This window comes from Rickettsia endosymbiont of Ceutorhynchus obstrictus (assembly GCF_964026565.1).
GTDB lineage: Bacteria > Pseudomonadota > Alphaproteobacteria > Rickettsiales > Rickettsiaceae > Rickettsia.
In genome coordinates, this window is sequence record NZ_OZ032162.1 from 568,040 (window position 1) to 579,860 (window position 11,821).

The following is an 11,821-nucleotide window of genomic DNA, read 5'->3' on the forward strand; positions in this document are numbered from 1 at the left end:
GAAAAGGCAAGAACTTTAATGTAGCATTATGGATAAAAAAAGTAAAAAGGAATCAAGTAGTATTATAAGTCAGCAGAGTATTATCTCCACTCAATCTTCAGGCTCATCGATAAATTTACCTAGCGGCAGCAGTGCTGAAGTATTACACTCTACACCTATAGCTTCTTCGCATATTATAAAAAAACATAAACCGTATGTTTATAAGTTTCTAGAGAATTTATTTAAAATAAACATGAGTGAAGATGCTCTAGTAGATATCATAATTAATGAGGATATAAATGATAATCAAATCTTAATAGTGGGACGCCCTAAACTATTAGGAAGTGCAACAAAACAAATGCGTCATGTAACTCCATACGCCTTCATAGAAAAAGCTATTAAGGAAAAAATTGCAACAACAGAAAAACCAAAAGGGTATAAATCTTATATAAATGATATACTAGAAACTGTAAAACCTATAATAAAAAGCAAAGATGGAATATGTTTAACCCATGATCAATATTCAAAACTAGTTACTAGTACCAGTTTACAAACTGAAGAACAAGAAGTTTTTAAATTATCTACTACCAGCAGAGAATATTACTTAATATACGATTATGCATTTATAACACAATTTAAAAATTGCAATGATTTTTCTCAAAATGAAAAAGATAAAGCCAAGTCAGATTTTAGTTCTAAATTTAGTAAGTATATTACTCATGGTATGGCATATCTTATTGAAGAAATATTAGATCCAAATGACCTTAATACTATAACAATGACCTGTGAAGGAATTGCAAGAATAATATTAACCCTATTCAATCAGGATAAGTACGCTGCGTTCCCTGAAGAAGGAAATTCTTTATTAGAGGAGATCCGTGTATATAAGAATAAAGATGAGGCAAAAAAAGCAGCAACACTAAAATTAGAACAACAGAAATATACTGTAAAAACTCATACTGAAATTACCAAAGATCCATTTCCAGAAATTAAAAAGAAATATGATGAATCTATTAGAATTGTCAATAATGAGGGAGCCATAGTCAAAAGAGCAGCAAAAGCGTTAGATATAATAAATACCTTAGTATCTGGTAAGCGAGATCCTCGCGATTTAACCGAAGAAATGTACAAGCATCAAGAGCAATATAACACTAAATATAATTTTAGTACTAAAATAGGAGGTGTAAACCTTACTAAGACAAAATATAATCCAAAAATTGATTTTGATAATAACTTATGTGACATTTTTCAATTTCACGTCGCAAAACATCTATACTCAGTATTTGATTTTAAACCATTAGAAACGAAATTATTGGCACCTAGACAAAAAACTGAGACTTATAATACTATTACAGTCTATCCTTCTGCCAGTGGTATGACAACAGCAAAATATTCAATACAAGAAGGAAATATGTATAGGGAATTACAATATAACTCCAGAAAAGGTTATAATGATAATGCAATATTTCGTTCAAATATGGAGAATAAAACCATAAAAGATATATTACAAAAAAAGATTATCAATCACATCACAATCTCATTAATTCCTTTCAAAGAGTTAAAAACAGGATGTACGGTAAATGATAGTCAAGAAGGAATGAAAGAAATATTTGATGCATTTCTAAATTTAGTACAAGATGATTATAAAGACTCTAAAGATTGCCATGGGAATGCAATAGTTCTAGACAAGCACTGGAAAAAACAAATCAATAGTGAATATGAAAAATATAATGAATCTATTAATATAACTGGTGCGTCTGAACCTATAATAGATAATTATGAGGTATAATATTAAATATGTACCTAAATTCACAATTAGCAATTATAAAATTAAAAAGTCTAATATATTTCATAACAAAAAATTATAGGAGAATATTGTATGCCTAAAAGTAATTTACAAATGGTTTTAGAGGAAAGCCATTCAAGATTTTTAATTCGTAATATTGATAACAACCTTGAAACTATTACTAAATGGGTAGAAGAAAATCTCATTAAGGATAATCCTAACACAAACGCTCAGTCAAAAATTGCATTTTATGAAGCAGAAAAAGACCTAATAATTGAGTATATTATGGAAAATAATTTTCAAACGTTAAAAAGTCTTATTAATGCCATAGATCATGAACAATTCCATAATAATCAAAAATTAAAGATAAATGAATGCAGAGTCTTAGCCAATGCCATAATAGAGGCACAAAAATACAGATGTGTACAGGAAAGTGGAAGTGCTATGCATAGTGATCTTAATAAGTTACTACGTACTAAATATCAAGAATTAACAGACGAAACTTATAAATCTAAAATATCAGGAATAGTAGAGCAAGCCTTATTAATTGTCTGTCATAAACCATCAACAGAAGTTACTACTATAGGAGATGATGGACCAAGTGGCAGTATGGTAGATACTTTATAACATTACAGCATACGGATACCTATACAGATTACAATTATTTTTATATTTTTAATAGTAACGGATAAAAAAGCCAAAAAATAATTTTAATTATCCGCTTAAAATTTTGTACTATTGCGGCCATTAAGTGTAGCGGCTTGATTTCGAAAAGACATTGGATTACTATTATATATGGGACTGTTGTGAGATGAATTTTTGTTTAAAATTTTCTAATTTTAGAACGAAAGTATCAGGGTTTCGGGGTATATATTTTATAATTTTATCAAAAATTTTTCATCTCGCAACAGTCCCATAAAATATTATTATTACTTACAACAGAATGCATAAATTGTTAACACCGGCCGAAAAATGATACAAATTATGCACCGGCTGAAAATTAATACAGGATCATAAAAAATTATTGGGTAAAATTATAATAGACTTCTTTCGAAACTAAAATTTAAAATTAAAATATGATCAAAAGATCTGAATACACTAACACGAAAGATTGATTTTTAGGATAAATCTAATAGTTGCTAGATATAATTTAAATCTCAAATATAATTAGTTTCGAAAGAAGTCTAATGCAAATATATCTCATAATTCCTAATTTTTAGTCTAGACAAATGGGACACCTCACCCCAAAAATGGTACTGTGTTATTATATAAATTTGATTTTTTGTAATTTGCAACTATATTTAAGCAATGTGTATATAATTGCCCTGCAACTCTCGGTACCTTGAGATAAGTAGCAATAGTTAAGAAAAATTGTAAAGTCTCTAAAATTATTGTCCATCCTTTCTTAGGATGTTTAGCTCCTACTGTTTGTATATTATGTAATCGGTCAAGTAATTTAATTAATAGCAACTCTTTTTTCTTCTGCTGATATAATATTTTAACTATTTCTGCTGAACTAATTTTTTTATCATTTTTAACTCGTGTTAAATCTTCAACCTGATTGGCAATTTTATAACCAAATTCTTTTATAATCATTTCTTTAGTAAGTAACGTATCTTCAATACAATCGTGCAATATGCTAGTTACTATGATATCTGTTCTAAATAAATAATCAGAAACCATATATGCTACTTCTAAAGGATGTGAATAATAAAATTCTCCTGTTTCTCGCTTTTGCCTGCCATGATACTTTTTAGCAAAATAAATTGCTTTTTTAATTTTATTAAGATCAACTTTGTGTCTAGAAATCTTATTAATAAGAATGATCTTGGTTAATAGTCTTTTACTGTATCGGCAATTTGATAGATCTATAATTTTTACTTTGTCTAGCTCAAGATCTATACCTTTAGGTAAATTTAACTTTCCTATAATAGGATCTATAGTTTTTTGATGATTTTCTTGATTTTTTGCCATCTATCTATCCCTAATATTATTTAAGTGTAGTAAGAATCATAGCATTAATCAAGAAAATCATACTTGTTAATTAATAGAGCACTTTCAAAACTTTACTTTTAGAGATAATTTGTGTGTGTATTATCATCAGAACCTTATAAGTATCAACATTATTTATCATAAATCAGATCATCAAGAAGAGGTAACTTAATTGGTATATTACAGACGATAGTAGTACTTTTACCTTTTTCACTTGTTACTTCAATCTCTCCATTTAGCTCACCAATTAGACGTTTTACAAAACTTAATCCTGATCCAAGTCCCTTATATTGCATAGCAACATCAAATTTATCAATCTTTTCATGAAGATGTTGCCTGATTTCTTTAGACAAACCAACACCACTATCATGCACCATAAGTTGGAATACCATTTCTCTGTGTTGTTGTTCTGATTCTGAAACGGCTGGACTAATAGCAAACATGTTCACTGTTACCACAACTTTACCTTCTTTAGTAAAGTTAATAGAATTATCTATTAACTGCTCTAATATTGCCCCTATTCGATAAGTATCACTAATTATAGCATTTGTTAAATCATACTGAAAATTACAAGATAAATTTAATCCCTTACGTTGAGCTATTGGCATCGCTTTATCAATAATCTTATTTACCAACTGTTTTGGATCAAACTTATTTAAAACTATAGGAGGTAGTCCAGAATTATTCTGTAGATAACTAAGTATATTGTTATAATAATCTAGTAATTCTTCAGCACAACTTACCACACTAGCTAAATAATCCTTTTTTTCAGGATTATCTTCTACTTCATAAAGAGCTGTTACTAATGAAAAAATCCCATTACATGGAATCTTTAATCCATGTACCATATTTTGAACCACATCTCTTTTAAATAACTCAGATTCTTTCAATTTATTATTTGCTTCTTGTAATTCTAATTTATATTTAATTATATCAGTATAATTTGTGATCGTCGAGTTAATGATATTCTCTTCTTGCTGATATGGTATTAATGTGACAGATATGGGAGATAATTGAAGATTCCAATTTGTTTTAGTAAGATTATGATTATCTTTTGGTTGATTTTGATTATTAATTGTCATAGCATTTCCTTGCTGTTAAAGTTAAGAAAACAGCTCAGAGGTTAAAGAGATAAAATTTTGTTGATTTGAATTTAACCTCTGAACTAGAGTTGCACCATGCAGCTCTCACAAGGACAGATATCACCACAATTCTACGAAGTACAGAGGATTTAAGAGCTTTTTTGACAGATTTTTGCACCATTAGGCAAAGAGCTGCATAAATGAGACACCGCTAAATTTCTATTGTGTGTTAGCTCAGCTCTTTGTCTATTAAACACAAATCAAAACTAGCATTAATTATGCTAGAGAAAACATCAAGAATTCCTTGAAAATCCCTTGTAATACAGCATTTTGCTGGCATTTAAGCCTATTTTATACTATAATTATAGTGTAAATATTTGAATAATAATTTCATGTCAGTAAATAACTCAAACAAAACACAACCATTTCTACAATGGGTTGGTGGTAAAAGAAAAATTGCCGATCAATTAATTAAGTTTTTTCCATCAACACTAAATAACTACTATGAACCATTCCTTGGTGGTGGGGCTTTATTTTTTCAAGTTAGAGATAAATTTAAACATTGCTTCCTATCTGATATTAATCTCGAGCTAGTGACGTCCTATAATGCGGTTAAGAAGAATCCAGATAAGGTTAGTAAACTATTAGACTCCCATAAAGAAAAACACTCCAAAGAACATTATTATCAAGTTAGAAGTAATAATGACAGTAATGACCCAGCGAAGATTACTGCAAGATTTATCTATCTTAATAGATATTCATTTAAAGGCATTTACCGGATTAATATTGATGGCAAACCAGCTCAAACTTTCTCTGGTAGGAATTATAGTAAATCTGATTTTGCCTTTAGATTAAAACAGTGTAGTCAGCTTTTAGCTGGCACATCTATTTATGCTATGGATTTTTCTTTCATTGAACCACAAAAAGGTGATTTTGTTTATTTTGATCCTCCTTATCATAAATCAGGTGAGAAATTTTATACCAGATTACCCTTTGATGAAAATGAGCAAACGAGACTTAAAGATTTTGCTACAGAACTCAATGATAAAAATGTTAAAATGATGATTTCTAATAGTGACACTCCTTTTATTAGAAACTTATACAAAAACTTTAATATTAGTACTATTAAGGTTAAATATTCCATGCCTGAACATAATAAAATATCTGATGAAGTAGTTATTACAAATTATCAATTACCACAATAGCTTAGTTATATTCAAACTTAATTAATTCAAAGCAATAATCTTGACTCTTAAAAGCTTCTTCTAGATCTTGCATATGACGATTTCTAATATAGTAATCATTAAAAGCCGTTGTTGATTTAAGGATTACCTTTTTGTTGACTATATCTTCCTCGTAAGCGTCTGGTAAAGGCGGTATAGATTTATAAGTTTAATCTAGTATAATATTCCAAGGGAGGAGGTCTGCAATTTTATTGGCTTTATAATCCTGAATGATTGCAAGAACTTTTTGCAGATATTTCCAAGGATTGATGTTATTTAACTTAGCAGTTTCGATAATGGAATAGATAATAGCGGCAGTATGACCGCCACTGTCTGATCCAGCAAAAAGCCAATTTTTTCGCCCTATGGCAATTGATCTCATAGCACGCTCTGCGGCATTGTTATCGATTTCTATTTTTCCATTATCCAAGAATCTCATCAGTGCTTTTTGATTATTTAAAGCATAAGAAATAGCTTTTGCTGTACTGCTTTTTTTGGGTAGTTGATCATATGCTTTCCTAAAACCGGTAAACAATTTTTCCACCAACACTTTAGATTTTTTCTGTCGTTCCTCTAGCCGCTTATCAGGTTCTAATCCTCTTATATCAGCTTCGATGCTATAAATTTCACCAATCTGCTCCAATATGGCAATAGCGATATTGGCTTTATCATTTGCTATTGTTACTTCATAAAACTTACGACGCATATGAGCCCAGCATGCTGCTTCTTCTATCTTGGTTGCTGATTTTTCATCATTAATATATAATTGATCATAACCAGTATAAGCATCTGCATGTAGAACTCCTGTAAAATCTTTTAAATGCTCAAGCGGTCTTGTGCCTTTCCGGTCAGGACTATAAAAATAACAAACTGCAGCTGGAGACTTATTTCCATGAGGTCTACCGTCTAATACATAGCTCCATATTCTCCCAGTTTTAGTTTTACCAATCCCAGGAGCTAACACTTTCACTGGCGTATCATCGCCATGAATTTGTGCACCTGAGAATACAAATCGTTGAATTGCTCCCGCTATCGGCTCTAGCAATCTAGCACATTGACCCACCCAGCTTGCCATTGTCGTCCTTGAAATCTCCACGCCTTCTCTATCGTAAATTTGTGATTGACGATAGAGCGGTAGATGATTGCAATATTTTTGAACTAGAATATATGCCAATAACCCAGCTCCAGCCTTACCTTTGTCAATGGCTTTTGATGGGGCATAGGCTTGAACTATCTTCTCACAATTAATACAGGCACAGCGTGGTCTTATATGACGTATCACCTTAAATGATGATGGAACATATTCTAACGTTTCTGAAATATCATCACTTATCTTGCGAAATTCTACTCCACCACAGGAGGGACATTTTTCGGCAGGATTTAATACCTCATCTTCTCTTGGTAAATAATCCGGTAATTTCCGCCGCTTTGCTAGCTGCTTGCTATCCTTATTATCTGAAACCTCTTGACTCTTATCTGAACCAAGGTTATCTTGCTCAGGTTTAAAACCTAAAATAATCTCATTTTCTTCTATTTTGAGCTCAAGCTCTTCTATTTGCTTACTTACCTTTTCTGATGACTTGCCATAACTCTTTGCTTTTAGTAACGCTAGCTGTTCTCTTAGTGATTGGTTTTCTTGATTCAATAACTCATTCTCATCGAATAGTACCTTAATTGTTTTATGTAATATAGATACATCACAAGATAAGTTGTTAAGGTCAAAAATCATATTTTAATCTTTATCCAGCATATTGAGGTCTATTAAACCATCTTGGATTACGCCAGTCAATAGCTTCTATCAACATTGCTAGCTGGGCCTTAGTAATTCCAATAGATTGCTTATTATCAACCTTGGGCCATACAAACTTGCCACTATCAAGACATTTATAATATAAACAAAAACCTTGCCCATCCCACCATAATATTTTTATTCTGTCAGCCTGTTTACCCCTAAAGACAAATAAGACACTCTTGTCAAACTGATCTGACAATATTGATTGTGCCAGTAACGATAAACCATTAATACCCTTACGCATGTCGGTATAACCAGTACAGAGATATATTCTGCTATCTGAAGCTATATCTAACATGATCCGTCCAATATTTTGACTATCTCCAAGAGCTTTGTGCTACTAATATTGCCCTCAATTAATAAAGAAAAATTACTAAAGGTTAATTCTGCTTTTTTTAATAGTGTATACTCTCTTTCTTGTACTAATAATTCTACAAATTTATTACCTGTATTATTAGATGTTTCTGCTTTTCTTCTGCTAAACTTCCCCCTACTACGCCACCCATATAATGTCTTCTCCGAAATTCCATAAGACCGTGCAACTTGTGATATAATGCACCCTGGAACACATGATTCACTAATTATTTGTGCCCTCTGTTCCGCTGTAATATTCTTCCTTCTAATATTCATCACACTATTATTCCTAATGTTATTAATACTATAGAATAATACTACAACCCTTTTGCTTTTATAGACCGCCTTTACCAGACGCTTACATTCAATATGGTATAAAGTGAGGAAATTTCTTATTGAACGTTATAACCAATATATTGATTTTGGGGTATTAAGTAAATTAGTAGTGGTAGAGGAAGATATAGTCAACAACAAGGTAATCCTTAAATCAACAACGGCTTTTAATGATTACTATGTTAGAAATCGTCATATGCAAGATCTAGAAGAAGCTTTTAAGACGCAAGATTATTGCTTTGAATTAATCAAGTTTGAATATAACTAAGCTATTGTGGTAATTGATAATTTGTAATAACTACTTCATCAGATATTTTATTGTGCTCAGGCATAGAATATTTAACCTTAATAGTACTAATATTAAAATTTTTGTATAAGTTTCTAATAAAGGGAGTATTACTATTAGAAACCATTATTTTAACATTTTTATCATTGAGTTCTGTAGCAAAATCTTTAAGTCTCGTTTGCTCATTTTCATCAAAGGGTAATCTGGTATAAAACTTCTCACCTGACTTATGATAAGGAGGATCAAAATAAACAAAATCATCTTGTTGTGGTTCAATGAAAGAAAAATCCATAGCACAAATAGATGTGCCAGCTAAAAGCTGACTACACTGTTTTAATCTAAAGGCAAGATCAGATTTACTATAATTCCTACCAGAAAAACTTTGAGCTGGTTTGCCATCAATATTAATCCGGTAAATGCCTTTAAATGAATATCTATTAAGATAGATAAATCTTGCAGTAATCTTCGCTGGGTCATTACTGTCATTATTACTTCTAACTTGGTAATAATGCTCTTTAGAATGTTTTTCTTTATGAGAGTCTAATAGTTTACTGACCTTATCTGGATTCTTCTTAACTGCGTTATAGGACGTTACTAGCTCGAGATTAATATCAGATAGGAAGCAATGTTTAAATTTATCTCTAACTTGAAAAAATAAAGCCCCACCACCAAGGAATGGTTCATAGTAGTTATTCAGTGTTGATGGAAGAAACTTAATTAATTGATCGGCAATTTTTCTTTTACCACCAACCCATTGCAAGAATGGTTGTGGTTTATCTAAGTTCTTTACTGACATAATTTGTTATTTATCTTTATTTTCTACTAAAGATTATATCAGAAAATAGGCTTAAATGCGAGAAAAACAGCATATCCAAAGGGATTTTAGTATTTATTATAGCATCACTTAGTGTTATTTTTATCTATGTATAATTGATAAAGAATAGGGCTAACAAATATTATATTTTAAGTCTGTCTCATTTATGCAGCTGTTTGCCTAATTGTATAAAAATCTGTCAAAAAAGCTCTTAAATCCTCTGTACTTCGCAGAATTGTGGTGATATCTGTCCTTACCATGAGCTGCATGGTGCAGTTCTGGTTCAGAGGTTAAGTTAAAACTGCAAAATTTAGTATTCTAACCTCTGAGCTGTTTTCTTAACTTTAACAGCAAGGAGATGCTATGATAATTAATAACACAAATCAACAACAAGATCACAATAAAGTTAAAAATATGATGCAGCAAGCTTGGATATTACAATTATCTCCCATATCTGTCACATTAATGCCATCTGACTCCGAATATAGTTTTACAGACAAACATCAAGAATTAGAGCAAGAATTACAAAAAGCAAAGCATGAACTAAAAGAATCTAATATATTTAAGATAGATTTAATTAAAAATATTAGTAATAAATTAGATATATCGTGTAATGAAATGCTCTTACAGCTGCTGACACTTTATGGAGCAGAAAAAGATCCTAATAAGAAGAACTCCTTATCTAATATTGTCATAGATTGTGCTAAGGGACTATTAGATTATTCTCATAATCTAGTGAGTTTTTTACAACAAGATACCAAATTAGTTCCCATAGATCTACAAGCTTTTGATCTAGAGCAATTAGTAAATGATACTGTTAATAAAATTATACCAGAAGCTAAGGATAAAGGTTTAGATCTTTTTTGTAATTTTCAGTACGATATAGCCAAAATTATTATTGGCGATAGTTACTGGATAAAGGCAATATTAGAACAATTAGTAGCTAATGCAGTTAAATTTACTGAAGAAGGTAAAGTTATTGTAACAGTAAATTTATTTCCTACTACTATAGAAGAAGATAATAAGGAGAGGGTGTTACAATTTATTATCCATGATACAGGTATTGGTATGTCTGAAGAAATACAGCGATATATTAGAGATAAGAATACTGAATTTGATTCTGCAACTGGGTATAAAGGATTAAAATTAGGACTTACCTTTGTTAAAAGACTTATCCATGAAATGCGTGGAGATATTAACGTCGAAAGCGAAGAAGGTAAGAGTACAACTGTTACATGTAATATACCAGTAAAATTACCTATATCTATTTATTAACAATCAATAAACAGTAATGTCTTGTAAAGTAAAATTTACAAGACTTTACTTAACTATCTATAAAACTATAGTCCTGGTAACCATGCTGTAGTAAAAATATCTTGACTATTATTAGTTTAGTTAACTAAACTTAAGAGAGGATAGTAAAGAATGACAAAATATGGTTAAAAATCTAGTAAATTATAAGTATGAAGAGTCTTTAAATTGTTATTATAGTAAAAGATTATTACACAAACTTTTACTACTAAACAAATATAAAACAAATAAGATAGATTTTAATCAAGTTACTAAGGCTATTTACTATGCCAAAAAATATCATAGTGGACAAAAACGAAAAACTGGAGAATTATTTTATACTCATACTTTAGAAGTTGCCTATATGGTTTCTGATTATTTATTTAGAACGGATATTATAGTAACTAGTATATTGCATGATTGTATTGAAGATACGTTACTTACTAAAGAAATTATTATAAAAGAATTTGGTCACAAAATTGCCAATCAAGTTGAAGATTTAACCAGAATTAAGAAAGATTATAAGATTAGTGCCGTAGAAATGGTTAAGATATTATATATGCAAAAGAAGGATGATTTATTATTAATTAAGCTATTTGATAGGTTGCATAATATGCAGACAGTTAGAGCTAAGTCTCTTGAAAAGATCTGGCAAACAACATTTGAAACTTTACAGATATTTTTAGCATTAGCTGTTTACTTAAAAATACCTAAGCTTGTAAAGCAATTAGAAAAACACTGCCTAAATGTAATCTTCAATTATGAAATCTTACCAAACAGAATGTTAGCAAATAATTAAAATAGTGAAGATTATAAGATAATCACAGTAAATAGTATACTAGATAAGTTAAGAGAGTATAAAATTTATGGCTTTATCAAGATTTCTTGAT

At 30.2% G+C, this 11,821-nt stretch carries 11 protein-coding genes and 1 pseudogene; 6 read left to right on the plus strand and 6 right to left on the minus strand.

The genetic code is table 11. The annotated features are described in order from the left end of the window. Positions 1-28 precede the first annotated feature (28 nt). The gene (locus AAGD64_RS03340) at positions 29-1,768 is read left to right on the plus strand and encodes a hypothetical protein (protein WP_341793863.1); all 1,740 of its coding nucleotides are present in this window, start codon (positions 29-31) and stop codon (positions 1,766-1,768) included. 90 nt (positions 1,769-1,858) lie between these two features. Continuing rightward, complete coding sequence (locus AAGD64_RS03345; protein WP_341793864.1) at positions 1,859-2,392, plus strand: hypothetical protein; 534 nt, start codon at positions 1,859-1,861, stop codon at positions 2,390-2,392. A 612-nt stretch (positions 2,393-3,004) separates the two neighbouring features. Here AAGD64_RS03345 and AAGD64_RS03350 read toward each other — a convergent pair. Then, positions 3,005-3,739: an HD domain-containing protein gene (locus AAGD64_RS03350; protein ID WP_341793865.1), complete on the minus strand. Its 735-nt coding sequence runs from the start codon at positions 3,737-3,739 to the stop codon at positions 3,005-3,007. A gap of 149 nt (positions 3,740-3,888) precedes the next feature. Then, a complete protein-coding gene (locus tag AAGD64_RS03355) occupies positions 3,889-4,839 on the minus strand; it encodes a HAMP domain-containing sensor histidine kinase (RefSeq protein ID WP_341793866.1) in 951 nt (316 codons plus the stop codon). A 392-nt stretch (positions 4,840-5,231) separates the two neighbouring features. On the opposite strand from AAGD64_RS03355, the gene AAGD64_RS03360 reads away from it, so the two are divergent. Further along, on the plus strand, positions 5,232-6,044 hold the full coding sequence (locus AAGD64_RS03360) for a Dam family site-specific DNA-(adenine-N6)-methyltransferase (RefSeq protein ID WP_341794146.1): 813 nt from the start codon (positions 5,232-5,234) through the stop codon (positions 6,042-6,044). A gap of 187 nt (positions 6,045-6,231) precedes the next feature. Here the strand turns inward: AAGD64_RS03360 and tnpC are convergent, their stop codons facing one another. The 3 genes from tnpC to AAGD64_RS03375 are packed head-to-tail and all read right to left on the minus strand — an operon-like array spanning position 6,232 to position 8,484. Then, entirely contained in the window at positions 6,232-7,791 is a 1,560-nt protein-coding gene (tnpC, locus tag AAGD64_RS03365; protein WP_341793867.1) for an IS66 family transposase, read from the minus strand. 10 nt (positions 7,792-7,801) lie between these two features. Then, a complete protein-coding gene (gene tnpB, locus AAGD64_RS03370) occupies positions 7,802-8,152 on the minus strand; it encodes an IS66 family insertion sequence element accessory protein TnpB (protein WP_253307395.1) in 351 nt (116 codons plus the stop codon). Further along, positions 8,146-8,484, minus strand: coding sequence for a transposase (locus AAGD64_RS03375; protein ID WP_253310017.1), 339 nt, complete (start codon positions 8,482-8,484; stop codon positions 8,146-8,148). Before AAGD64_RS03375 ends, tnpB begins: the two co-directional genes overlap by 7 nt. 88 nt (positions 8,485-8,572) lie before the next feature. Between AAGD64_RS03375 and AAGD64_RS03380 the strand changes: the two are divergent. Further along, positions 8,573-8,809: pseudogene (locus AAGD64_RS03380) on the plus strand (hypothetical protein); the annotation flags it as partial. Position 8,810: 1 nt separating this feature from the next. On the opposite strand, the gene AAGD64_RS03385 reads toward AAGD64_RS03380, so the two are convergent. Continuing rightward, positions 8,811-9,623, minus strand: a complete 813-nt coding sequence (locus AAGD64_RS03385; RefSeq protein WP_253307396.1) for a DNA adenine methylase — start codon at positions 9,621-9,623, stop codon at positions 8,811-8,813. 381 nt (positions 9,624-10,004) lie between these two features. Between AAGD64_RS03385 and AAGD64_RS03390 the strand changes: the two genes are divergently transcribed. Both AAGD64_RS03390 and AAGD64_RS03395 read left to right on the plus strand, forming a co-directional pair. Continuing rightward, the gene (locus AAGD64_RS03390) at positions 10,005-10,916 is read left to right on the plus strand and encodes a sensor histidine kinase (protein ID WP_341793868.1); all 912 of its coding nucleotides are present in this window, start codon (positions 10,005-10,007) and stop codon (positions 10,914-10,916) included. A 160-nt stretch (positions 10,917-11,076) separates the two neighbouring features. Next, the gene (locus tag AAGD64_RS03395) at positions 11,077-11,730 is read left to right on the plus strand and encodes an HD domain-containing protein (RefSeq protein WP_253307399.1); all 654 of its coding nucleotides are present in this window, start codon (positions 11,077-11,079) and stop codon (positions 11,728-11,730) included. The last annotated feature ends 91 nt before the right edge of the window (positions 11,731-11,821 follow it).